The following is a 24,389-nucleotide window of genomic DNA, read 5'->3' on the forward strand; positions in this document are numbered from 1 at the left end:
TCGGCTCAAGTCTCCATGGTCAGGCCCAGCGCGCAGCCGTCGCTGCGCGGATCGTGCGCGCCGGTCACGTCGCCCGCCTCGTCCACCGCGATCACGCCGGCTTGCCCTGCCAAAGGACTGAGATCGACCAGCGCAGACACTTCGTGACCACGGCGAGCGAGGTCCGCAAAGGTCGTCTCACCGGCGGACGCTTCGAGCTTTAGAGCGTCGCGCGCATCGGAGAACGTGCGCCCGAGCAGGAAGCGCGGCGCAGCGAGCGCGGCCTGTGGATCGAGGCCGCGATCGATCAGCCGCGCGAGCAGGAGCGCGAGCGTCTGTGGCTGGCCATCCGCGCCCTGCGTGCCGTAGACGAGGGCGGGTGCGCCGGCGCGCAGCGCGATGCCGGGGTTGAGTGTGTAGAACGGCCGTTTGCCCGGTTGCAGGCGGTTGGGTCCGGTCAAACTACGATCGAACGCAGCACCGCGGTTCTGCCAGAGGATACCGGTGTCGCCCGCGACGACGCCGCTTCCCCAGTCGTAGTACAGGCTTTGAAGAAGCGCGACCGAGTGGCCCTTGCCGTCCACGACGCCGATGAAGGCGGTATCCCCGGTGCGGACGACATGCGGCCAGGGCAGCGCCCGATCGGGATCGACGGCGGCCGCCTTCGCGCCGAGATGCTCGGGGTCGAGCATGTGTTCCACCGGCACCGCTGAGAAATCGGGATCGGCGATTGCCCCACGGTCGAGAAAGGCTTGCTTCACCGCCTCGACGAGCACGTGCAGAAAGTCCGCACTGCGATCGTCGACGCCAGCCAGCGATGGCAGCCGGTCGAGAATGCCCATGATGGCGAGCGTCGTCGCGCCTTGTGTCGGGGGCGGAGGCGCCAGCAGTTCGAGCCCGCGATACGGCATCCGAAGCGGCGACGTCTCGCGCGTCCGCGTCGCAGCCAGATCGGCGGCTCGCAGCGGTGAGCCGGCGTCCTCGAGGGCCTTGGCGATGCGCGTCGCGAGCTCACCCTCGTAGAACTCCCGCGCGCCCCTCAAGGCCACGGCGCGAAGGCTTGCGGCGACGCCCGGCTGAAGGAATGGCTGGGCATGTCTCTCGGTGGCGAACAGAGCGTCGAAGTGCGGCCAGCCGCTCCGCTCGGAAGCGCGGAAATCCATCCAGAAACGCTGCGAGTCGGAGGTTGGGAACCCCCCTTCGGCCAGTTCGATCGCGTCCGCCAGCAGCACGTCGAGCCCTTCGGACCCGTTCCAAGCGCGCCGTGACCATTCGAGCGCCGCGTTCCAGGAGTCGACGAGGCCGGCGCTTGTGAGCGCCGACAGGGGGCCGCGCGTCGGGATCGGATCGACGTCCGGAAGGCGTTCGGCAGACTGACCGATCCCGAGCAGGCATGCCGCACGCCCCGTCCGGTCGGCCAGCATCCATACGCCGTCGCCGCCGAGCCCGCAAAAATGCGGATAGGTGACAGCGAGCGCAGCACTCGCCGCGACGGCTGCCTCGACGGCGTTGCCACCCTTCGCCAGGACACGCGAGCCGGCTTCGCTGGCCAACCGATGGGGGGTCGTCACCATCGCCCGGAACGGTGCGGATTCGTGCGCGGGGGCTGTGGAAAGATTCCGGGGCGCGTTCACGACCTACCCATCAACGTTCACTCCAGCCCGCTCCGTTTCCCATGACCGAAAGTCTGGAGGAGCCGAGCTCGTACTTCTACCCAATCTCGACGTTCCCGGCATTTTCATGAGGGGCCGATAGCTGACAGGCCGCTTTCGGTACAAGTAGCCTAAAATGCAGTCATTCAATATGGCTAGTTTGCCGACACTGACGTGGACCTATCGCTGTTCTTAGGCTTGGTACAGATACAGCGACCGACGATGCAGATCTTGGGTCCAGTGTTGCGCGCGGTGACGTTCGATACTCCAAAGCCATATTGAAACGTAACTGGAAAGTGCTTTACCCCGCTACTCGTCTCAACCTCCTATGAACATTCCCGCCGTCGCGCGCACGAAAATGCCGGCAGAAGCTCCAACTGCTGCAACAACCCAGAGCTTAGCCACGCGGCTACCAGCCGTGGTTAGGATGGCAATGCCCGGCAGATCCAACGGATGGACGAGCCAGTCCGCCGCACGATTGACAAACGCTGCGTCGATCGTGCCGGCCGCCTCCTGCGTGGCCATGGCGCCTAACGCTGCGACGCCGCCGCCGAGATACTTACTCAACGTAGGTGCGATGAGACGCGGATCGATCCCGAGCCAATGCAGGGTCGACGAGAGCAGCCAGTCAAGGCCATCGAGCCCACCGAAGGCCCGCACGCCGGCGATGATGCTCAGCGAGAGGGCCATGATCGGGATTGATCCCGTGGCGATCCGAAACGCCTCGCTTCCCGCCCGGTTGATGATCGCAAGGACGCCGCGTGCATCCTCCACGGCGGCCGTCGGGACGAGCGTGTCGTCGTTTGGCCCGTCGCGGGAGAGATGGCGTGCGAAGATATGGTAGGTCAAGGTCGCCGCCACGAGACCGCCGAGCAGCGAGATCGCCATGAAGCGTCCGACGTCGAGCCCCAGCGCCGCCATGGGAAAGACGACGTTGGCCTGCCCCATCGCGAGGACCATGGCGAAGGTTGTGGCAAGATGGCGGTCCGAGGTGCCCTGCCGGTCCATGGTGGCGAGCGTGGCGACCGGCGCGGCGAAGCTCACGAAGCTGACCTGCAGAAGAGCGATGATGCTGAGCCCCGTCAGGCCGAACGGGCGAAGGACCGGGGCGAGAAGCCGCGTCAGCGCGTCGAGCAGGCTCGCCGCCTCCGCCAGCCGCATGATCGACAGCATGACGACCATGACCGGCAACAGCGTGAAGAGGCAAAGCTCCACCGCCGAGCGCCCGGCGGCCATGATGGTGCCGATGATGTCCATGGCCGGTGCCGGTCGTCGCCGCGGCTCAGGCGTCCCGGTCGACGGCGAAGGGCGACCAAGCCTGGCGCTGGGCCATGATCTCCAGCCGGTTGATGGCGATGTGCGCCGGAAGGGTGGCGACATAGACGATCTGGTCCGCGATGTCCTCTGCCGTCAGCGGGGTCGTGTTGCGATAGATGGCGTCGGACGCCGCCTGATTGCCGCGGGTGCGGACCAGCGTGAACTCGGTCTCCGCCGCGCCCGGCGCGATGTCGGTCACGCGCACGCCCGTCTTCAGGAGGTCGCAGCGCAGGTTGAGGCTGAACTGCTTCACGAAAGCCTTGGTGGCGCCGTAGACGTGGCTGCCGGGATAGGGCCACTCGCCTGCCACCGAGCCGATGTTGATGATGCTGGCGCCCTTGCCCGTCTCGATCAGGAGCGGGAGGACGGCATGGGTCGTGTTGACGAGGCCGGTCACGTTGGTATCGATCATCGTGTGCCAGTCCGCCAGGGCCACCTCGGGCGCCGGTTCCGGCGCCAGCGCGAGGCCTGCGTTGTTGACGAGCGCGGTGACGCCCCGGAACGACGCCGGCAGCGCATCCACGACCGCCTGGACGACCGCCGCGTCGCGCACGTCGAGCGCGGCGACGTGGACGGGCACCTCAGCCTTCAGCTTGGCGGCCAGTTCCTCCAGCCGCTCCACGCGGCGACCGGTGAGGACAAGCGACCAACCCTCGCGGGCGAAGCGGCGGGCGGCGGCGCGGCCGAAGCCGGAGGTCGCACCGGTGATGAAGGCGACGTTGGTCATGACGGGGTCCTTGGGGTCGAAAGGGGTCGGCCGCGCGTGGGCACGGCGCGGTGGCAGGCAAAGAGGGGGCAGGCTGCGTCGGGGGAGAGTCAGTCCACCCGCTCAAGGAACTTGCGCACGCGATCTGAATCCGGGTTGCCGAAGAATTTCTCGGGCGGCGCCTTCTCGATGATGAGGCCCTTGTCGAGGAAGACGACCTGGTCGGACACGGCTCTGGCGAAGTCCATCTCGTGGGTGACGACGATCATCGTGTAGCCCTCCGCCGAGAGATCGCGCATCACCTGCAGCACTTCGCCCACGCGCTCGGGGTCGAGCGCCGAGGTCGGCTCGTCGAAGAGGATGACCTCCGGGCTCATGGCGAGCGCCCGTGCGATGGCCACGCGCTGCTTCTGCCCGCCCGACAGGGTGAAGGGATAGACCTCCGCCTTCTCCAGGAGGCCGACCTTCTCCAGAAGCCGCATCGCCTCCTCGCGAGCCTGAGCCTTCGGGACGCCCTTCACCTGCACGGGCGAGATCATGACGTTCTCGACGACGTTGAGATGGGGCCAGAGGTTGAAGCTCTGGAAGACCATGCCGGCGCGCGCGCGGATGGCCGCCATCTCGCGGTTGGTCATCTTGCGCTTCTTGAATTCGTTGAAGCCGATGCGCTCGCCCGCGATGCGGATCGTGCCGCTGTCGGGCTCCTCCAGCCAGTTGATGCAGCGGAGCATGGTGGACTTTCCCGACCCCGAGGAGCCCAGGACGCTGACGACCTCGCCCCGGGCGACGGTGAGGTCGATGTCGCGCAGGACCTCGAAGCCCGAAAAGCTCTTGCAGAGTTTGTGGATCTCGACGGCCGGCCGCTCAGACATTCTCGAAGCCTCGCTTGGTGCCGAGCGCGCCGGCCTTCTTGACGGCGAGCTCGAGGCAGACGGTGATGGCCCAGTAGAGGGCGATGACGACGACGAAGGCCTCGGTCGGGATGAAGTACTGGGCCTGGAGCGCGTTCGCGGCCGCCGTCAGCTCCTGCACTGTGATGATGGCGAGGAAGGACGTGTCCTTCAGCGCATAGATCAGCTGGTTGCCGATCATCGGCCGTGTGCGCAGAAGGAGCTGCGGCAGGACGATGCGCAGGAACGTCTTGTGCGGCGGTAAGCCGTAGGCCTTGGCCGCTTCCACCGTTCCCGGCGGCAGCACCAGGCGGGCGCCGCGCAGGATCTCCGCGAAATAAGCGCCGTGATAGATCGTCATGGCGAGAAGGCCGGCGGTCACGGCCGACATGCGCAGTCCGAGCTGCGGCAGGCCGTAGTACAGGAGATAGGCCAGCACGAGGAAAGGCAGGGCGCGCATCCCGTTGACATAGCCGCGCAGCGCGGCCGCCAGAGCGCCACCCCCTTCCATGCCGTAGACGATGAGGCAGCCGATCAGGAAGGCACCGACGCTGGAGAGCGCGAAGATCCACAGCGTCATCCAAAGGCCCGACAGGATGATGTCGCGGCTTTCCCAGAGGATCGTCCATTCGGTCATCGAGCGTTCCTCACATCGCCAGCCGGTTGGCCTTCCGCTCGGCCAGGGACTGCAGTTTGATGAGGATGCCGATCATGATCATGTAGAGGAGCCCGGCGGCGAGGATGGGCGGCAGCGGCTGGTAGGTCACGGCGCTGATGCGGTTGGTGACGCGCGTGAGGTCCACAAGGCCGATGATGGCGATGGCCGGGCTGCTTTTGACGAGGAACGACATCTCGTTGACGAGGCCGGGAAGGCTCGTCGTGATCATCTGCGGCAGCATGATGTGCCGGAAGAAGGTCACGGGCGTCATCCCGCAGGCATAGGCCGCCTCGCGCTGCTCGCGCGAGAAGTTCAGAAAGGCGGTGCGCCAGATCTCAGCGTTGAAAGCGGTCGTGTTCAGCGTCAGCGCGAGGATCGCGGTCGTCGTCCGGTCCAGGGGCATGCCGAAGCGGGGCGCGGCCAGGAACAGGAAGAGCGCCAGCGTGACGAGCGGCGTGGCGCGCGCGAGGCTGGTATAGACGGCAAGCACTTGATCGAGCACCGGGACCCGGGCGGTGCGCAGGAGCGCCACGCCGAGGCCGAGGACGAGGCCGAGGGCGATGGCGGCGCCCGAGATCCAGAGCGTAACCCAGGCGCCTTCCAGAAGCAGTAGCCAAGCTTTTTGCGTCATGTGGCCCGCGATCGAAGATGGTCGTGTCCGGTGTCGGCCGCCGCGCCTGGACAGCGGGCGGCCGGCGACGTCAGTTCAGCTCGGCGAGCGTGTGGAACTGCTCCACATCCTTGATCGGGTCGGTTGGAAGATTGGGAAAAGCTTCGCCGAACCACTTGGCCTGGAGCGCGGCGAGCCGGCCATTGTCGCGCACCTCCTTCATGAAGGCGGTTGCGAACTCGAGGAGTTCAGGGCTTTCCTTCGGCATCGGCCAGGCTGCGAAGCCGGCACCCGAGACGGCGATGCCCTTCTCGAAGGCGTCGCCCTTGGTCTTGACGAGGTCGTTAATCGAGATCAGCGCGTTGATGACGTAGTCGAGGCGCTCGTTGGCGAGGTCGGCATAGGCTTCCGGATAGGACTGGTACTCGACCACCTCGCCGATTTCGCAGTTCTTGTCCGCCATCATCTTCTTGAGCTCGGGCAGCCGCGCGAGGAGTGCACTGCCGGCCTGGAGCCCGACGGTCTTCCCGCACAGGCTGGCGATGTCTCCGATCCGGTCGTCGCCCTTGCGCTTGACGTAGTAGTGCTGAGCGGAGGCGAAGGGCGGGGCGAAATTGAAGACGCGAAGCCGGTCGTCCGTGACGAGCGCACCGGTGAAGGCCATGTCGTACTGGCCGGACGAGACCGAGGCCAGGAGGCCGGTCCAGGGCAGGATCTCCTGCTTGACCTCGAAACCCTGTTTCTTGGCGAACGCCTGCAGGTCCTCGAGGAGTTCCTTGTGGAAGCCCTCCGGCTGGCCGTCGACGATGAAGTTGAACGGAGCGTAGTCGTCCTCTGTCGCGACCGTCATAACGCCCTTGGCCTTGATGTCGGCCATGTCGGCCTGGGCGGCGGACAGGGACGACACGAGTGCGCCGGCCAAGGCGAGGCCGTGCAGGAGATTGATCGGCTTCACGGCCTTGGCCATCGTCGTCATGCGCATCGGAGGCTCCTGTTGTTCGAAACGCTCTCGGCGAAAAGCGCGGCCTGTGGGCCTGATTGCTGCCGGAATGGGCGGATCATAGGAATGCCTATTCCGGCAGCGATAGGACCAGTTTTGCAGCGCGCTCGTGTCAGCGTGCGCTGCACGATCCGAGCCCCCGCCGTCACAGGCCTCTCGCAATTTCAGTGGGTTGCCTGGTCCCATCGGTAGGCGAAACTGGTCCTATCGCGCCACAAAAATCCGCTCCTAGGATCGCGAACGGCCGGTGACGGACCCTTGGGAACGGGGATCGCCGCGCCCCAGATCACGTCCCTAAGGGGACCTCAGGACCTGACCCATGCGCACTGCATATTCTGCAGACAGCCTGGGCGCCTCCACGTCAGGGGCGCCGTCGCGCCGCTGCCCGACCCTTCGGCGGACCCGTGATGTGGACCGCCTTTCGCGCCGCCGCCGCGTGCCGAACGGGACGGCCCGTGTCGGGCTGTCTGGCGTGGATTTTGCATGGGATTCCGTCGCATGTGCTGCGGAGACCCAGATGATCGACCACTTCCTTCCCGTCCGTTTCGAGCTGGGGCGCGGGTTGCAGGAACAGCTGCGCGAGGCGCTGGTCTCGGCCATCCTCGGCGGCGGCTTTCCGGCCGGCGAGCCCTTGCCCTCGTGCCGCAAGCTGGCGGACCAGCTGCGAGTCTCCCGCAACACCGTGAACCTCGTCTACGAAAGCCTTCTCGACAGCGGCTACATCGTCAGCCAGCCGCGCCGCGGCTTCTTCCTGCATCCCGCCTATGCCGAGGGACGGGCTTCCATGCCAATGGGCCAGGCCCCCGAGGATGGCGAGAACGCCGGGGTGGAGGCAGGCGACGCCGGTGCGCCCGACTGGGAGCGGCGCTTCAAGCTCCGGCCGGGCATGACGTCCGGCGTCTTCCGGCCGCAGGACTGGGCGCGCTTCCCCTATCCCTTCGTCTACGGCCAGCCGATGCGCGATCTGTTTCCGCTGGAGCGCTGGCGCGAGGCCTCGCGCAAGGCGCTGCGCCGCGAGACCGCGCCCTGCTGGCTGCACGACCGGTTCGACCGGGACGACGACATGCTGGTGGAGCAACTGCGCACCCGCGTCCTCCCCAAGCGCGGCATCTGGGCCAAGCCCAACGAGATCTTGGTCACGTTGGGCTCGCAGAACGCGCTCTATCTCATCGCCGCACTTCTGATGAACCGCCAGACGCGCGTGGCAATGGAGACGCCGGGCTTTCGCGACGCGCTCTCGATCTTTGAGCTGCACGGCGCCGACGTGCAGCTCCATCCGATCGACGAAGAAGGCATCGTGCTCGCGCCGCGGATGGCCGAGTGCGACTATGTCTACCTCACGCCCAGCCATCAGGTGCCCACGGGCATCGTCATGAGCGTCGTGCGTCGCGACCGGCTGATGGACGGCATCCGGCGCAACGACCAGATACTGATCGAGGACGACTACGACGCCGAACTCAACCTCGACCGCGACGCGCTCCCCGCCATCAAGGCGGGCGATGCGGGCGGGCGCGTCATCTATCTCAGCAGCCTGTCCAAGCCCTTCTCGCCGGGCCTGCGCCTCGGCTATCTCGTGGCCGACGCGGACCTCGTCGACGAGCTGCGCTCACTGCGCCGGTTGATGTACCGCCATCCGCCGCTCAACAACCAGCGCATGATGGCCGAGTTTCTGGCGCAGGGCTATTACGACGCGCATCTGCGATCGTTCCGCGCCGAACACGCCCGCCGGCGCGACCTCCTGCATGGGGCGCTCTCGCGCGACCTCGACGCCTGCCGCCAGATCGGCTCGCCAACCGCCAGCGCCTTCTGGCTCGCGGCGCCGGGCGCCACCGACACGCGCAAGCTCGCCTGGGCGGCCGCGCGCCAGGGCGTCGTCTTCGAATACGGCGAGCAGTTCTTCTTCGAGGGCTCGGCCCCCACGAATTTCATGCGCCTCGGCTTCAACGCCATCGAGGCCGAGCGCATCGGCAAGGGGGTCGAGCTGCTGGCCCGGTGTCTCGACCGGATCTGATCCTCCGACCGGGCGCGCCGTCCGAGCCCGTCCGCACCCGATCGCCGCCGGACCGACCGTCCGGCGAAGGACGCCCCGCGTCCGCTCCGTCCAACGCCTGAGAGGAGACCACCCACCTTGGCCCACGAATTCACCGTTCAATCCGGCGCCCCCGCGGTGCTCCGCAACCAGTCGCTGGACACCGACGCCGTGCGCCAGACACGGATTGATCTGGCCGCCTGCTTCCGCATGGCCGCCCGGCTTGGGCTGCAGGAGGGCATCTGCAACCACTTCTCCGCCCTCGTGCCCGGCCATGACGACCTCTTCCTCGTTAATCCCTATGGTTGGGCCTTCGCGGAGATCAGCGCGTCCAAGCTCCTGATCTGCGATTTCGAGGGCCGCGTGATTGCGGGGGAGGGCCAGCCGGAGGCGACGGCCTTCTACATCCATGCCCCGTTGCACCGGGCGCTGCCGCGCGCGACGGCCGCCTTCCACACGCACATGCCCTATGCGACCGCGCTCGCCATGACCGAAGGGCCGCCGCTCGTCTGGGCCGGGCAGACGGCCCTCAAGTTTTACGGCCGCACCGCCGTCGACGAGGACTACAACGGCCTCGCGCTCGACGAGAGCGAGGGCCGGCGCATCGCCGGAACGATCGGCGCGGCCGACATCGTCTTCATGAAGAACCATGGCGTCATGGTGCTTGGCCCCACGATCGCCGAGGCTTTCGACGACCTCTATTACCTAGAGCGCGCCGCCGAGGCGCAGGTAAAGGCTCTGTCCACCGGCCGCCCGCTGAAGCCCATCGAACCCGCTGTCGCCGAGCGGGCCTACCGCCAGATGCGCGAGGGCGACCCGGAAAGCGCGCGGCTGCATCTCGAAAGTGCCAAGCGCCAACTCGCGCGCTCCGAACCCGATTTCATGCACTGATCCCCGATACGATCCCTTCCCCCGACCGAAAGAGGCCTGCCATGAACGCCGTTCCCCAGCCCAACGACATGCGCCCTGTCATCGAAGCCGACCGCCGGCATGTCTGGCACCACATGCTTCAGCACAAACCGCTGGAGACCAACGATCCGCGCATCATCGTGGCGGGCAAGGGGCTGAAGGTCTGGGACGCGGCGGGGCGCGAATATATCGACGCGCTGTCGGGCGGCGTCTGGACGGTGAATGTCGGCTACGGCCGCGCGTCGATCGCCGATGCCGTGCGCGACCAGCTCGTGCGCATGAACTACTTCGCCCAGTCGGCCGGCTCGGTTCCGGCCGCACGCTTCGCCGAGAAGCTCTTGGAGAAGATGCCGGGCCTGTCGCGCGTTTACTTCAACAACTCGGGCTCGGAGGCCAACGAGAAGGTCTTCAAGATGGTGCGCCAGATCGCGCAGCGCCATCATGGCGGCAACAAGTGGAAGATCCTCTACCGTGAGCGCGATTATCACGGCACCACAATCGGCACGCTCGCCGCGGGCGGACAGCCCGAGCGCGCGGCCATGTACGGGCCCTATCCCGACGGCTTCGTCATGGTTCCCCACTGCATGGAGTACCGCAAGCAGTGGGAAGCTGAGAACTACGGCGAGCGCGCCGCCGATGCCATCGAGGAGGTGATCTTGCGCGAGGGGCCGGAGACCGTCGGCCTCCTGTGCCTCGAGCCGATCACAGCGGGCGGCGGGGTCATCGTGCCGCCGAAGGGCTACTGGGAGCGGGTGGAGGAAATCTGCCGGAAATACGACATCCTCCTACATATCGACGAGGTCGTCTGCGGCCTCGGGCGCACCGGCACCTGGTTCGGCTACCAGAACTTCGGCATCCAGCCCGATTTCGTCACGATGGCCAAGGGTGTCGCGTCCGGCTACGCCGCGATCTCCTGCACCGTGACGACGGAAGCCGTGTTCGAGATGTTCAAGGACAGCGCCGATCCGATGGCGCACTTCCGCGACATCTCGACCTTCGGCGGCTGCGCTGGCGGGCCGGCGGCGGCACTCGAAAACATGCGCATCATCGAGGACGAGCATCTTCTCGACAACTGCCTCATCATGGGCGCGCGCCTGCGGGCAAACCTCGAAGCGTTGAAGGATAAGCACGCCGTAATCGGCGACGTGCGCGGCATGGGCCTCTTCCAGGGCGCAGAACTGGTGAAAGACCGTGCCACCAAGGAGCCGGTGGACGAAAAAAGCGTAGCTCGGGTGATCGCCGAAACCACGGCGCGCGGCGTCATGATCGGCGCGTCCAACCGCTCAGTACCTGGGCTCAATAATGTCCTTTGCCTAGCCCCTGCGCTCGTCGCTAGTGCGACCGAAATTGACACCATCACCGCAGCCATCGACGGAGCACTTACTGTCGTCTTCGCCTAGTTGTTGATTGGCTGGCCGATGCGGTCGCGTGCGTCTGGCCAGCCACCCATCCGCAATGAAATCACGATGAATGTAGCCGGATGCAACAGTCAGCATCGCTCAATTCGAATTCGCTTTGGGGCCGTTAGCGGTCGTCCCGGCGAAGGACTGGGAGTGGCAGCTTTCGTCCCAATACCAGTCGATCTGACAGCCGCTCGGAGCTCATGTCATGAACGGCAGGTTTCAGGATCGCGCGGGATCAGCTTGAACGGCTGAAATGGGCGCAAAGCTGCCACTTTGAGAATAAGGTAGACCAAACGTTAACCACTAACACAACTCAGCGTGCCCGGAGCTGGTTCAGCCGTCGATGCGTGTTATGTTGCTGGATGCAGGTCCATGTCCTGCCGGCGCACCACGCCGTTCACTGGCGATCGCCAAGGGGTTAGCGGCCCCGAGGCGATCTGACCGCAACGAAGCTTGTAAGGAGCATTCGCCATGGCTGACGCCATTTACGCCGCGCCTCTGCGCGCAATCAATCCCGCATCGGAAACGAAGCTGACCCCGGGCTGGTCCCACGCCGATGCCGATCCGGCCGTCGGCGCGCCGCCCGCTGTCGGTCGCGGTTTCATGACCGCCGGCTCGCCGGACGCACCGAGCCCGTCCGTGGCACAGATCGGCTAGCGCCAGCGCGCGACCGCAGGCCACTTCGTCCGACCGACACCCCACCGACTGATCCCGCGAACGCAGGTCGCCTTGCGCTGCGCCGTCACCCCCTGCGGGTGCTCGCGCCCGCTCGTCCGCTCGCGCCGCGATCAGGCCGTGGTGTCCGTCCCGCTTCGTCCGATTGATCGCGCAGGCCCACCGTGCCTGACGCGCGGAGACATCCCTTGTCCGTACGTATCACCCCCACCGGAGCATCCCCGCTCCAGCGCGTTCCCATGTCCATCGAAGCCCTGGTCGACCGCGAGGTCGAAGCCGTCCGCGCTTCGGTTGCCGCGACGATCTATCCCCCCGATCCGGTGCTCGGCGCCGTCTCGAGAGCAAGCTCGATGGCGCAAGCCTTTGTGCGTCGCCATGGCATGCTCGCGGCGACGGTCCTCGGCCACACGATCGACCGCCTGTCGGCCGGTCGCCTGGAGGTGCTGCACGAGGTCACCGTACCGCTGACGCGCGTGGCGGCCGATCTCGTGTCGGCGAACGCTCGCGAACGTCTCGCCACGATCGACCTGCCGTCCGAAGCGACGTGGACGGGGACGTATCGCCTCGACCTCGTCATCATCAGCGAGGAGCTCGGCATCGCCTGGATCGTCGAAGTCAAACGAGCGAACGCGGCAACGAAAGGCCACCGCCTCAAGGGCATGCTGCGCCAACTCGATATCGCCCGCCTGTCGGCGTTGCCGATCCTTCGCGGCTCCTATCGCATCTCGCGTGTCGAGAGCCTTCTCGTCTCGCTCTACGGCGACTCTTCGTGCCCTGACATTCTCGATCGAAGGTCGCTCGACGCGTTCTTCGGCCTGCCGATCGAAGCCGAGCTCGATCGGTTGGATGCGGTCTATCGGGCGATGGTGGAGCGCGAGCTCGGATCGCGCGTGCGCAGCGATCTCGCGTTGACCGATATTGTCAAAGCGTCCGCCCACCGGGATGTCGGCCGATCGGCTGAGGGTACATCGGCCGGCTTCGGCGAAGATCACGCGGGAGGGGGCGAGACGGAGGTCCTGCCCAGCACGCGGCCGGCCGACCTGTTCCGGGTCCGCCCGATCCTGTCCGAGCCGTTCGAAGAGGCATTCCCCGGACCGTCGATCGGCAACTGGGGAGGGCGCCTGTCATGAGCCGTACTTCGGACGCCGATCCCGCGACGGGAAGCAGCTCGCCTCAGAGCCTTACGCATGACGCGATCGATGCCAGACCCAACACACCCGCCGCACCGTGTTGTTCGATCGGACCGTTCGTCCTGATCGGGGCCGCCATCCGAGCGGCTCGTCGCGGCGCTGACCCGTGCGAGCTGGGGTTGCACCTTCTCGCCCTGCGCCGGTACGACGCGCGCCGTCCGGATGCGGCCGTGCGCCTGACGGCAGACTGGCTTGCGAGGCACCTCACGGGTCTGTTGCCGCTGGTGTCCGGGCAGAGGGGAGGCGACCTCTAATGACGCGCACGACCTCAATGAACGCAGCAACGGTGCACAGCATGGGACAGCCGGATGATCCGGCTGTACCGACGGTCGCTGGCGGCGACGGTCATGTTGGCGATGCCGTTACGGTCGACGCGACGACCCGGTCCGCCATCCCCGACGCCATCCCTGAGGTGGTGCGCTATCGCCGCGACGATCATCGGCGCCTTGCGGTGTCGATGGGGGCCGAGCTCTCCGCCAGCGAGGCAGCCGTTCTCGCCCAGCTCGAAGCGCAGATGGACAATGGCGCGTTGGCCGATCTCGCCGGTCCCGAACGCTGTCTCGTCACCGTGCACCTTGCCGACCCCAAAGGTTGGCGAGATGCGGTCGGGGCGGCGCTGTCCGCGTTCCTACAGACCTATGCGCTGCCCGCCGATCCCGCCACATTCCTGCCGAGCCATTCGTTCTGGAGCGTGCTGCGCCAGACCGAGGTCGACCGCATCCTGTCGCAGACGGGTGACCGCTGGCATGCGGTGACTGGCGCCTTTACGGCGAACCGGGCGGTGGCTGCGATCCTCGACGGCGGCCACGATCCCCTCGATGACCTCGCCGATCTGCGCCTTCGCATCGACGGCTTCGATGCGGACGCGGTGGCGACAGGGCTCTACCACCACTTTGCGGTGCAGGCGGGACCCTTCCAGCCCATGCCGGACGAAGGGGAGGAGAGCAGCGATGGCCGTGACGAGAATGCTGGCCCACGCTCTGCAGGCCGCATCCCGATCGATGACCCGCTGTACCAGCAAGCAAAGGGTATTGCGGAGCGCCTGGCCAGGATCGGGCTGTCGGCCCTGACGCCGGACCTTCTCGATCTCGCCTGCACCAAGGCAGGCCGCATCGAGGTCGCCGAAGCTATCTTGGCACGCGGCCTGTGGTCGGCGTCGCGGCGTGGAACGCCGGCGGGCGGAAGGGAGGGCACTGTTCAGAACCTCGCGCTGGACGAGTTGCCGGCATACGAGGCGGTACGGGGTTGGGCGCAGGCGCTCGCCGACGACATCCGTTCCTTTGCCGCGGGCACGTTGGCTTGGCAGGACGTCGACCCCGGGGCACTTCTCACCGGGCCGCCGGGGACGGGCAAAACGCTCCTGGCGGCGGCAATCGCCAAGAGCGCCGGTGCACGCTTTATCGCGACATCGTTCGCCGACTGGCAGGCCACGGGCGACGGGCATCTCGGCTCGACGCTTCAGGGCATCCGGCGCGCGTTCGAGGAGGCGCGCAGCCAGTCGCCGACGGTTCTGTTCATCGACGAGATCGACTCCGTTCCACAGCGTGACAGCAGCCGGCGTCACGACGGCTACTGGCGGGCGATCGTAAACTCTCTCCTGGAGGAGCTGGACGGGACCGGCGGCCGTGAGGGCCTGATTGTCCTGGCTGCCTGTAACGACGCCGATCACTTGGACCCGGCTCTGGTCCGATCCGGCCGCCTTGATCGCGTTGTCCTCATCGATCTTCCGACGGCTCAGGACCTTTGCGAGATCGTGCGCCATTACCTGCCGATGGTTGGCGAAGCGGAAGTCATGCAGATCGGGCACGCGCTGGCGGGCAGGACGACCGGCGCGGACATCGCTCGCATGGCGCGCGAGGCGCGGCAGCTGGCAAGGCGCGACCGGCGTCCGGTCACCTCTCGTGATGTCCTGCAGGTTGCCATGCCGCCGGACAATCGCTCTCCAGCCCTGCGGCGGCGCATTGCCGTGCACGAGGCGGGCCACGCGGTGGCGCTCTTGTCGATGGGGCTTTGTCCCTCCATCGTATCCATCCTGCCGGGGCCCGAAGGGTCCGGGGGACAGGTCAGGATCGGCTCGATCGGCTCAGGGGAGGGGCTTCTTCGAGATGTCGAGGCCGCGGTCATCGTCGCTTTGGCTGGCCGGGCTGCGGAGGAGATCATCCTCGGCGAGGCTTCTGCAGGAGCCGGTGGTGGGGACCTGTCCGATCTTGCGCAGGCAACACAGCGCCTGGCTCATCTGGAAAGCCAGATGGGTCTGGGCCGCTCGCTCGTTCATCAACAGCAAGTCGATGCGCGGGACATCGATCGGCGTCTCCAGCGCCTCTATGGGGAAGCGCAGATGATCGTGCTGCGGTATCAGGCGGCCGTTCGAGAGATCGCCGACGAGCTTCATACGAAGCGGATATTGAGTGGTGGGGCACTCAGAGTCCTGTTTTATGAAGGGGCTTGAGTGCCACGCTCAGAGCCGTCCGTATCTTATTCAATGCATGACGAGGGCATTGCCAAAGCCAGATCGTCAGTTCGTGTAAACTTCCGACGCACTGATATCGTAAACGGGCCGTTCGTTCGACAGAGCAAAATTTACGAGCGGCATCGGAATCCCAAGGAATGCAGGGCGTATATGCTCACGCATCGGTTCCAGACGCTTTTCGTTATCCAACATTGATCGAAGGCCCCAATACGCAAAATACGCGTGATGCGATCCTTGAGCAGGTATAATACCCCGCCGGCGGCATCGGGCCACAGCAATGGCAGCTTGGGTGACAGTTCGAAAGGATGCGCGGCTCGGGAAGAGCTTCAGAATGTCAATTTCATAACGTGACGCGACTTCTATCGCCAGTAATAAAAATAAGAACGGTTCGTATAGGGCTGCATTTCGAAAACCAATGGCCGCGATCGCTTCGAGGGTAGGTAGCATCTGGTGGGGTCGTTCGCTGATTACGTGAGCGACGCCGGCACTGTAGCGGTTGTTTTCCAGGCAATATTCGACAGACTGACCCTTCAATGGCGACTCGTTTGCCTCTTGGCGCATCAACTTGTGTCCATCGTGGACTGTCTTCGCGAGCGCGCGCATTTGAGCGAGTACGATCAAAATTACCAATTCTCGCTGCACATTGGGATCCGGCTCTCTTTCAAGCAGCGAGACCGTTTCCTCCGTCAACAGATCTCGCATATTGCTTGGTCTGAGCGGTTGCGGGACGCGAATCTCCTTTTCAGCGTCGGCAGGATCGCTGAAAAGTCGTTGGAATTTCGTTCGTCCCTCTTGCGCGAGTCGCTTCAAATGTTCCCCGATCTGACCATCTCGATCGGCATCAGGACCGGTCTTCGCGTAAAGTTGTAATGCGGGTTCGATATGCCGTGCGAGCGCGTCGCGAATAGCCGGGCCGTCGCGCTTCGGCTTGCCTCCGGCCCGTTGAACGAGGATTGTCATCGTTCGATCGAGCTGCATCGCAAACGCGCTGTGTAAATCTTCTTCAACCGAATCCGCACGGGGAGACCGATAGGGTGGAAGCGGGTCAGTCGTTGAAGCCGCGGATAAGCCACCGAGGCTGACAAGATACTGGCCGCGCTCGACGAGGACCTCACGCGATGCTGCGCCATGCCCTGTGGAGAGGGCACCTTTTGCAAAGAGATCATCGCTTGGCTCAAAGGTGGCTTCGCGGGACGCGGCCGAAGTCCAGAAGGCCTCGATAACTGCGGTCTGATTGGCGAAGGCCTGCAGAACTTCGGCCCGAAACCTCATCATATCCGCGATGGGCGGTACGTCAGGCGACGCTTTGCGATACAAGAATTGCAGTGGACGCAAGGTGGTCTCCAAGTCGGGAGTGGCTAGAGCGGTCGCTCGTGCGACAAGCCGTAGCTCCTGGATGCAGTCACCGTCGCCGATTCGGGTTTAGGAAAAAAGGGGGACTCCGCGAATGGCAGGGTCAGCCTGTCAAGGAAGCGTCATCAAGGGTGCTGCTACCGAAAAACGATGTTCCCCGCGGCCATTAGGCCGCGAGGAACTGCTTCAGTCGGTCGATGATGTTTGAAATTTGCGACGCTAGTGGATGATCACGTCGCCAGCGCTTCACAGCTTCACCTCGAACGAGCTGATCGCGTTCTATCAGCCATTCAATGAACGTACTGCGATCGGCGTGGACAGATGCTTGAAGGAGAGCTAGCAGCAGTTCCTGTTCCGAGCGTGCGGCGATAAAACGTTCGTGTGCAGATGCCCGCTCCTTGCGGAATGCTTGACGATGTAGGTTAGGTCGAGACGGTGTTCTCTCCGGGAAACGGCAGGCGATCGAATTGCCTCCGGAGCGCGTCCTGCCATGTCACGAGTTCGCTCCAGATACCCCTTGCCAGAGCGCGGGAGGTGCCAGCCTCCATAAGGCGCGCGGTTGCCTCATGCAGTGACAGCTGCGCCAGACGGTATGGCGACTGTCCGGTCCGCTCGACGGCCGCCAAGGCTCGCGGCAGGAGTCTTGGATGCTTGATCAGAAGGCGATCTCCTTCGATCGCCTTTCCCAAGCGCTGGTGCTCTTTGGAAAGATCTTCGACACGATCTCCCGTCTCAGCAAGAACAGGAACAATCACGGCATCTGGCAAGACGAGCGTCGCGCGCTTGATCGAGCGCGTCGCGAGCAGCATGGCATCGTGCTCAAGGAGGAACGGGGTGAACACTGCGACCTTGTAGCCGCTTTCGGATGCAGCACCCGCGATATCAAGTTTCAACAGAGTTTCGAGAACGCGCGCATCGACGCTCCCAGCGACATCGACGGCGATGATAGGCGAGCGTCGATCCAGGATCTGGTCGATCAGCGGGGATAGGGCCTCGACGTCGGCAAGGTCGTCGTGTCGTACCGCTTCAATGTCCGGCAGCTGGATGGTCGTGACGCGATCCGGGAACAGCGCGCGCAACCGCGTCTGGTCGTCGATCTCGTAGATCAGGAAGTCGCTGACCAATGCCGAAAGATAATCAAGGAATGCGATCAGCGTCGAGCTTTTTCGCACGCCCCCCTTCTCGCTAATAAATAGGAAAATCCACATCGCGGGTTCCATTTAAACATCTCCATCTCGGTTGAGTTTGCGCATGAGGGCAAGGCGTTCCCCCTGCGCTTCAGAGCCAAGCCCAATGCGATCGGAAGATCGGTCATTTAAGTCCAGAACTTTGCTGGGATGGGGTTTGGGAACGGCCGTCGAGCTTCGATCGTCCCTTCTTACAGCGGCCAAATCCATCGCCGCAGGGGAGTTCTCTGCAAGCAGTGAACGGTTAGAGACGCGCTTCCAGAGTTTACGAAGTGTCGCATCTGATATCGGATGGCGTCCATGTCGCAACAGCTCTTCCGACAACGCAGTATTTATGCGTGACCATGGCTCGCTATCTCGCCGAGCTTCATCGAGAAGCGGTTTCAAGCGAGCAACGAGATCCGTCATCCGTCGTGGTCCTAAAGAACCTTCCAGATGGATCTCGACGGCGGTTGCCAGTCGCTTGGCATACGGGGTTAGGTCGCGCATGCGGAAGGTCTACGAAGGCCGTATGGGCGGATCGGTGAGATAAGTCGCGATCACCCGATGAAGGGTCGCTGAGCTGCACGTCGACTTATTTCACCGATCCGAGCGCAGCTTGCCGACATCCTTTCGGCATGACGAACCGGTCACCAACCTTTGCTCCCAAAAGAGACGTAGCGCATGCGCAGCCGGGCGATGAGGAGCTGCGCCTTCTGGCACGGATGTGGACCGAGTTCTGCTCGATCGAGTCGCGAACAAAGAAGGCCGCGCTAGCTAACAGTGAAGGAAACAAGGAAGAAGAAGCTTGATGCGTGCCGTCGCCTACATCCGTGTCTCGACCCGTCGTCAAGCCAATGAGGGGGTCAGTCTTGATGTCCAACGTGACCGCATCAGCGACTTCGTCGCTGGCAATGGCTGGACGCTCTACGAGACGTATATCGATCGCGGGGCTTCGGCACGTGATGGCGGCAGGCCAGAGTTCCAGAGAATGCTGTCCGATGCAGCTGCCCGGCCATCTCCCTTTGATGTCATTGTTGTCTACGACCGAAGCAGATTCTATCGCAACGCTGCCCAAGCCGAAACGACAATCCGCGATCTGCGACGCAACGCAGTCCAGGTTTACTCTGTCACCCAGCCGAACGGCAGCGATGAAGCGAGCGACATGATCCGGCAGATCATTGCCGTGGTTGACGAGAACGCTAGCCGAGAAAATGCAAAGCGCGTCCGCGCGACAATGTGTGAAAATGCCACTCAGGGCTTCTGGAACGGTGCCGTTCCGCCTTACGGTTTCACGACGACGATCGTTGAACGGCGCGGCAAGAAGGAGAAGAAGAAGCTCGTCATTGACGAGGTTGAGAGCGACGTCGTCGAACGCATCTTCCGACTGGCTGAAGAAGGTCATGAACGTTCGGGACCGATGGGTGTCAAAGCCATCGTGAATCATTTGAACGAGCGGGGGTACCGTACCAGACGCGATAAGCGATGGCACATCGGACCTTTGCACGCGATGCTGACGAACACCGCCTATCGTGGCGAGTATCGCTACAACACCACGGACTCTAACACGGGGCTACCACGGCCTGAGCACGAGCATATCAAAGTCGCTTGCCCGGCGATTATCGAGGCAAGGCAGTTCGAAGCCGTGCAGGCCCTGTTGCGAAGCCGGAACCCGAAAATCGCCGCACCGCAAGTCGTTGCAGGTCCCATTCTCCTCACGGGTCTTCTGTCGTGTGCAAAGTGTGAGTCAGCCCTCACCATGCGAACCGGTAAATCCGGTCAGTATCGCTACTACGCCTGCGCCAACCGGCAGGCCCGTGGCGCAACCGCCTGTGCGGGGTGCTCGCATCGGATGGAAAAAATCGACCACGCTGTCACGGAGGCGTTGGTCACTCATGCCTTCCAACCGGATCGCCTCGCCAACATTCTTGAGTCCATAGAGACCGAACGCCTTACCAGGGAGGCTGACTCCACTGAGCTTCTTCGCTTTGAAACCGAACTCGCCGATGCGAGGATGAGAGTTGATCGACTAATGGGGTTGGCTGAACGTGGTATAGCCGATCTGGATGATCCAGAATTTGCCGAGCGTATGCGGAGCGCGCAGCGCGACCGGAATATCGCTCTTGCTGGTGTGGACCGTATCCGACGGCGAATTGGCTCTCAGGTTGAGATTACACCGGAGCGCGTCGTTGCCTTCGCCAACTTCATGCGAGATCGCATTCGCAACGGCGACGTGCCGTTTCGTAAAAGCTATCTACGATCCGTCGTTGACCGCGTGATCGTGGATGATGAGAGGCTGATCATAACTGGTTGGAAAAACGTTCTGCGTGAGCAGGTTATGATCGATGATAGGAAGGACACCAAAGTGCCCATTGGTATTCAGGAATGGCGCACCCGACAGGATTCGAACCTGTGACCTCTGCCTTCGGAGGGCAGCACTCTATCCAGCTGAGCTACGGGTGCGTGCCGCAAGAAGCGGCGGACGTCGTGACAGGCACGTCGCCCTGCCGTTCTCGTACAGGATCGCGGGGCGGGAGGCAAGGCGAGGGAGGGACCGCCGGTCCGCGAGGTCGCGAACAGATCGGAGATCGCGGACGTCGCCGGACTTCGCACGCAGCCGACCCGGTCGTCGCCTCTCTCAGGCGCAGTCGTCGCGTCCCGAACCGTCGGCCGGCTCGATCTGGACGCGGGTATGGCCGGCGTCGATGAAGCCGAGACGCTGCGCGGCGCCCTTGGACAGGTCGATCATGCGCCCTTTCACGAAGGGGCCGCGGTCGTTGATCCGAACCACGACGGAGCGCTGGTTGCGAAGATTGGTGACCTTGACCTTGCTGCCGAGCGGCAGGGTCTTGTGGGCCGCCGTCATGGCCATCGGGTTCATGCGTTCACCGGACGCGGTGCGTGAGGTGAGGGCATACCATGAAGCGCCGCCGCAGGTGGTCTTGCCGCCAGCCGCCTCCGCGGGAAGGGAGGTCAGCATTGCGGCACCTGCCAGGGCTGCCGCCGTCAGGGTCTTTGCGATCAATCGTTCGGTCCTTGCACCGTTTCATACGGACGTGAACCGAGATCTCTGATTTCGTTATGGAAATCCCCTCGTGGCCCCCGCCGCTCGACGGTGGAGGGGTGTCGGCCGGAAGAGGCCAAAACGTGGCGGTTCCATCACGATAGGTAACTTGGTATTTCAGTAAGCCGGCTTATCGTGATGTAACCTCTGAGCTAGACCGGTTTTAAGGCAGCGAGCCCTTCACGAAATGTCGGAAAAATTATCCTATATCCCGCTTGTTTGAGGCGGTAATTCGCGACGCGCTTGTTCTCGCCATAGAACGAACGTGCCATCGGGGTCAGGTCCGCGCTCGCAAAATCGATCTCTTCAGGCACCTCGAAACCGCCCAGCAGCGCTGCGTGGGCGACCACGTCCTGGGGTGGTGCGGGCTCGTCGTCCGTCACGTTGAAGACGCCCCCGATCTCGCGGGTCGCAAGGTGCGCGGTCGCGCCCGCGATGTCGTCGACATGAATGCGATTGAAGACCTGACCGGGTTTCACCAGTCGCCGAGCCGTGCCCGCGCGCAACTTGTCGAAGGGACTGCGCCCCGGCCCGTAGATGCCGGAGAGCCGCAGGATGGCGAGAGGCACACCGCGCGCGCGCGCGAAGTCCGCCCAGGCGCGCTCGGCATCCAGTCGCTCGCGCGAGCGCCGGGAGACCGGAGCGGGGATCGTGTCCTCGTTCACCCATGCACCGCCGTGGTCGCCGTAGACGCCGACGGTCGACAGATACCCGATCCATCGCAGGGCCGGGGCGCCGTGCCGCAGAAGATCGTCGCAGTGGCGCAGAACCGGATCGCCGTCCTCGCCCGGCGCGATCGAGACGAGAAGATGCGTCGTCTCGCGGATCGGGGCCGCAAGGCCTTCGGCCGGTTGCGTGCCGTCGAAGAGCACCGGATTCCAGCCATGGGCGGCAAGGCGCTCCGCCTTCTCGCGGGAACGGGTTGTCGCGCCGGCAATCTCGCCCGGCGGGCGAGTGCGCAAGAATGCGGTGGCCGAATAGCCGCATCCGAAGACGAAGAAGCGCCGGGCGGCGATGCCGGGCGAGCCCGGCGGCATCTCATCGGCCGGCATCATCCCGATCCCTCTCCGCCAGGCGGATGCGCCCGATCTCCAGTTCGTCGATCCTCAAGCGGCGCACGCGGGCACGACCGACGGCGAGTGCCCCGATCGACAGCGCTCCGATGGCCATGGCACCCAGCGCCAGGGCCCCGATCGCCAGAGCGCCGACGGCGGATGCGCCCCTCGCCGATACGCCTTGCGCCGAAGCGCCGACGGCGCGGACGCCCCGGATGTCCCCTTCCGGCAGCGCCCTCGGCAAGCGACGCTGAGACTGCGCCCCCTCCGATCCGCCCGGTCCCTCACTCGTCGATCGCATGCCATTCGCTCCTGACGTCGTCGTTCCCCTCGTTATGGAGGGCAAGGGCACGCGTCGCCAGGGCTTCTTCTCGCGCCAACGCCGCGAAGGCCCAGACCGCCATCGCCCGCACGACGGGGGACGCGTCCTCGAGGCGGCGTCGCACGGCCTCCAGAAGCGCGGGGTCGCACGAATTGCCTGCCGCGATGAGGCAGTTGGAGACGAACTTGTCGCGACCGATCCGCTTCACCGGAGAGCCGGAGAAGAGGGCGCGGAAGGCGGCGTCGTCGAGTTCTAGGAGATCGGCGAGCCTTGGCGCGCGCAGAGCGTCGCGCGCCTGTAGCTTGGCCTCGCGCGCGTTCGTTGCGAACTTGTTCCAGGGGCAGACCGCGAGGCAATCGTCGCAGCCGTAGATCCGGTTGCCCATGAGGGGTCGCAGATCCCTCGGCACCGGGGCGCGGGTCTCGATGGTGAGATAGGAGATGCAGCGCCGGGCATCGATCCGGTAGGGCTCCGGGAAGGCACCGGTCGGGCAAGCGTCCTGGCAGGCGCGACAGGAGCCGCAGCGATCCGCGGCCGGCTCGTCGACTTCGAGGGGGATCGTCGTCACCACCGAGCCGAGAAACAGCCAGGAGCCGAAGTGACGGCTGACGAGATTGGTGTGCTTGCCCTGCCAGCCGAGGCCGGCGGCTTCGCCCAGCGGCTTCTCCATCAAGGGTGCGGTGTCGACGAAGACCTTGGCGTCGTGCGGCCGGCCGTCCGCACGGGTGCCGGCGCGGGCGACGAGCCGGCCGGCCAGTTCCTTGAGCTTGCCCTTGATGACGTCGTGATAGTCTCGGTGCCGGGCATAGACCGAGATCGCACCGCGATCCCGGCGCTCGAGGATCCCCAGCGGATCCTCGTCCGGACCATAGTTCAAGCCGAGGACAACGACGGCACGCGCGTCCGGCCAGAGCGCCGTGACCGAGCGGCGCCGCTCGGACGTTTCGGGCAGCCAGTCCATGGTGCCGTGGTAGCCGGCCGCGACGAAGGCGTCGAGGCGCTCGCCTGCCAGCGCGTTCTCGGCGGCCGGCGCGACGCCGATCGCGTCGAAGCCGAGACGGTGCGCATCGGCCATCAGGAAACGGCGCAGCGCGGCGGGGGAAAAGGCATCGGCCATGGCCGAACTTTAGCAGAGCCCGCCGCTGCGATCGACCGTGACGCGGGAGGGGACCGCGTGCGGCGCCCGGCGGATCAGAAGTCGAGCTCGGCGTAGTGCGCCGCCGGCGGCACGCCGCGCACCCGTTCGGCAAGGAACGGACGGAACGACGGACGCGACTTGATGCGCATGTACCATTCCTTGGCGGCCGGCTCCTCGTCCCAGGCGACCTCGCCGAGATAGTCGAGAATGGAGACGGCGGCAGCCGCCGCGAAGTCGGCATAGGAGAGGCGCGAGCCGGACAGCCAGTTTCGGCTTTCGGCGAGCCACCCGATATAGCGCATGTGGTTCTTCAGGTTGGCCCGCGCGGCCCGGATGGCCGAGGCATCGGGAGCCCCGCCGCCCTCGTTGGAGCGCATCTCGCGCTTGAACACCCGCTCGCGCACGAGATAGCGCGTCACTTCCGCGTCCATCTTGCCGAGGAACCATTCCACCAGGCGCCGGATCTCGGCCCGCTCGGCCGGCTTTTCGGCCAGAAGCCGCTTCTCGCGCTGGAAGGCGCCGCGCGTCTCGTCGAGATATTCGGCCACCACCGTTCCGCCGACGATCGCCACGCTCCGGTCCTCCATGAGGATCGGCAGCGTGGCCGCCGGGTTCAGCGCCAGGAATTCGGGGCGCCGTTCCCACGGACGCTCCTCCACCAGTTCGGCCCGCTCGCCGTATTCCCCGAGAACCAGCCGCACGAAACGGGAGGCGGCGGACATGGGATGGTGGTGCAGGATGAGCATGGAGGACGAAAACTTGTACTCTCGAAGATGGACCGGACGTCCGCTGCCACAAAGGTT

At 64.9% G+C, this 24,389-nt stretch carries 21 protein-coding genes and 1 tRNA gene; 7 read left to right on the top strand and 15 right to left on the bottom strand.

The window, feature by feature from the left end:
• Window positions 1–5 precede the first annotated feature (5 nt).
• From AUL34_RS10255 to AUL34_RS10285, 7 genes are all read right to left on the bottom strand, one after another.
• Entirely contained in the window at window positions 6–1,553 is a 1,548-nt protein-coding gene (locus tag AUL34_RS10255) for a gamma-glutamyltransferase family protein (protein WP_061933621.1), read from the bottom strand.
• Between the two features lie 396 nt (window positions 1,554–1,949).
• Window positions 1,950–2,888, bottom strand: coding sequence for a nucleoside recognition domain-containing protein (locus AUL34_RS10260; RefSeq protein ID WP_061933622.1), 939 nt, complete (start codon window positions 2,886–2,888; stop codon window positions 1,950–1,952).
• Between the two features lie 25 nt (window positions 2,889–2,913).
• Window positions 2,914–3,675, bottom strand: coding sequence for an SDR family NAD(P)-dependent oxidoreductase (locus AUL34_RS10265; RefSeq protein WP_061933623.1), 762 nt, complete (start codon window positions 3,673–3,675; stop codon window positions 2,914–2,916).
• Window positions 3,676–3,764: 89 nt separating this feature from the next.
• Window positions 3,765–4,526, bottom strand: coding sequence for an amino acid ABC transporter ATP-binding protein (locus AUL34_RS10270; protein ID WP_061933624.1), 762 nt, complete (start codon window positions 4,524–4,526; stop codon window positions 3,765–3,767).
• Window positions 4,519–5,181 (bottom strand): amino acid ABC transporter permease, encoded by a 663-nt coding sequence (locus tag AUL34_RS10275; protein WP_061933625.1) that lies wholly within the window; start codon window positions 5,179–5,181, stop codon window positions 4,519–4,521. The genes AUL34_RS10270 and AUL34_RS10275 overlap by 8 nt, the downstream gene beginning before the upstream one ends.
• Window positions 5,182–5,191: 10 nt before the next feature.
• Window positions 5,192–5,833, bottom strand: a complete 642-nt coding sequence (locus AUL34_RS10280) for an amino acid ABC transporter permease (protein ID WP_061933626.1) — start codon at window positions 5,831–5,833, stop codon at window positions 5,192–5,194.
• Window positions 5,834–5,903: 70 nt separating this feature from the next.
• Complete coding sequence (locus AUL34_RS10285) at window positions 5,904–6,794, bottom strand: transporter substrate-binding domain-containing protein (protein ID WP_202814945.1); 891 nt, start codon at window positions 6,792–6,794, stop codon at window positions 5,904–5,906.
• A gap of 535 nt (window positions 6,795–7,329) precedes the next feature.
• Here AUL34_RS10285 and AUL34_RS10290 point away from each other — a divergent pair.
• The 6 genes from AUL34_RS10290 to AUL34_RS10320 all read left to right on the top strand — a co-directional run bounded on the left by AUL34_RS10290 (window position 7,330) and on the right by AUL34_RS10320 (window position 15,467).
• On the top strand, window positions 7,330–8,823 hold the full coding sequence (locus tag AUL34_RS10290) for a PLP-dependent aminotransferase family protein (RefSeq protein WP_061933627.1): 1,494 nt from the start codon (window positions 7,330–7,332) through the stop codon (window positions 8,821–8,823).
• Window positions 8,824–8,940: 117 nt separating this feature from the next.
• A complete protein-coding gene (locus tag AUL34_RS10295; protein ID WP_061933628.1) occupies window positions 8,941–9,732 on the top strand; it encodes an aldolase in 792 nt (263 codons plus the stop codon).
• A 41-nt stretch (window positions 9,733–9,773) separates the two neighbouring features.
• Window positions 9,774–11,150 carry an aspartate aminotransferase family protein gene (locus tag AUL34_RS10300; RefSeq protein ID WP_061933629.1) on the top strand — a complete coding sequence of 459 codons (1,377 nt, stop codon included), beginning with the start codon at window positions 9,774–9,776 and terminating at the stop codon, window positions 11,148–11,150.
• 474 nt (window positions 11,151–11,624) lie between these two features.
• Window positions 11,625–11,810 (top strand): hypothetical protein, encoded by a 186-nt coding sequence (locus AUL34_RS10305; RefSeq protein WP_061933630.1) that lies wholly within the window; start codon window positions 11,625–11,627, stop codon window positions 11,808–11,810.
• A 257-nt stretch (window positions 11,811–12,067) separates the two neighbouring features.
• Entirely contained in the window at window positions 12,068–12,958 is an 891-nt protein-coding gene (locus AUL34_RS10310; RefSeq protein WP_061933631.1) for a hypothetical protein, read from the top strand.
• Window positions 12,959–13,271: 313 nt separating this feature from the next.
• On the top strand, window positions 13,272–15,467 hold the full coding sequence (locus tag AUL34_RS10320) for an AAA family ATPase (protein ID WP_061933633.1): 2,196 nt from the start codon (window positions 13,272–13,274) through the stop codon (window positions 15,465–15,467).
• Between the two features lie 66 nt (window positions 15,468–15,533).
• Here AUL34_RS10320 and AUL34_RS22230 read toward each other — a convergent pair whose 3' ends face one another.
• On the bottom strand, window positions 15,534–16,823 hold the full coding sequence (locus AUL34_RS22230; RefSeq protein ID WP_156420873.1) for a hypothetical protein: 1,290 nt from the start codon (window positions 16,821–16,823) through the stop codon (window positions 15,534–15,536).
• Window positions 16,824–17,263: 440 nt separating this feature from the next.
• Complete coding sequence (locus AUL34_RS10330) at window positions 17,264–18,061, bottom strand: hypothetical protein (protein WP_156420874.1); 798 nt, start codon at window positions 18,059–18,061, stop codon at window positions 17,264–17,266.
• 757 nt (window positions 18,062–18,818) lie between these two features.
• Between AUL34_RS10330 and AUL34_RS21880 the strand changes: the two genes are divergently transcribed.
• Window positions 18,819–20,423 carry a recombinase family protein gene (locus AUL34_RS21880; protein ID WP_082653294.1) on the top strand — a complete coding sequence of 535 codons (1,605 nt, stop codon included), beginning with the start codon at window positions 18,819–18,821 and terminating at the stop codon, window positions 20,421–20,423.
• Here AUL34_RS21880 and AUL34_RS10335 read toward each other — a convergent pair.
• From AUL34_RS10335 to AUL34_RS10360, 6 genes are all read right to left on the bottom strand, one after another.
• Window positions 20,394–20,470, bottom strand: a tRNA-Arg gene (locus tag AUL34_RS10335). The genes AUL34_RS21880 and AUL34_RS10335 overlap by 30 nt on opposite strands.
• A 175-nt stretch (window positions 20,471–20,645) precedes the next feature.
• Complete coding sequence (locus tag AUL34_RS10340) at window positions 20,646–20,987, bottom strand: septal ring lytic transglycosylase RlpA family protein (protein ID WP_061933671.1); 342 nt, start codon at window positions 20,985–20,987, stop codon at window positions 20,646–20,648.
• A gap of 236 nt (window positions 20,988–21,223) precedes the next feature.
• Window positions 21,224–22,126, bottom strand: a complete 903-nt coding sequence (locus AUL34_RS10345) for an SDR family oxidoreductase (RefSeq protein ID WP_244492517.1) — start codon at window positions 22,124–22,126, stop codon at window positions 21,224–21,226.
• Window positions 22,110–22,427, bottom strand: coding sequence for a hypothetical protein (locus tag AUL34_RS10350; protein ID WP_244492518.1), 318 nt, complete (start codon window positions 22,425–22,427; stop codon window positions 22,110–22,112). Before AUL34_RS10350 ends, AUL34_RS10345 begins: the two co-directional genes overlap by 17 nt.
• A complete protein-coding gene (gene queG, locus AUL34_RS10355) occupies window positions 22,411–23,565 on the bottom strand; it encodes a tRNA epoxyqueuosine(34) reductase QueG (RefSeq protein WP_061933636.1) in 1,155 nt (384 codons plus the stop codon). The genes AUL34_RS10350 and queG overlap by 17 nt, the downstream gene beginning before the upstream one ends.
• A gap of 74 nt (window positions 23,566–23,639) precedes the next feature.
• Entirely contained in the window at window positions 23,640–24,332 is a 693-nt protein-coding gene (locus tag AUL34_RS10360) for a glutathione S-transferase family protein (protein WP_061933637.1), read from the bottom strand.
• Window positions 24,333–24,389: the final 57 nt, after the last annotated feature.

Source organism: Aureimonas sp. AU22 (assembly GCF_001463745.1).
Lineage (GTDB): Bacteria > Pseudomonadota > Alphaproteobacteria > Rhizobiales > Rhizobiaceae > Aureimonas.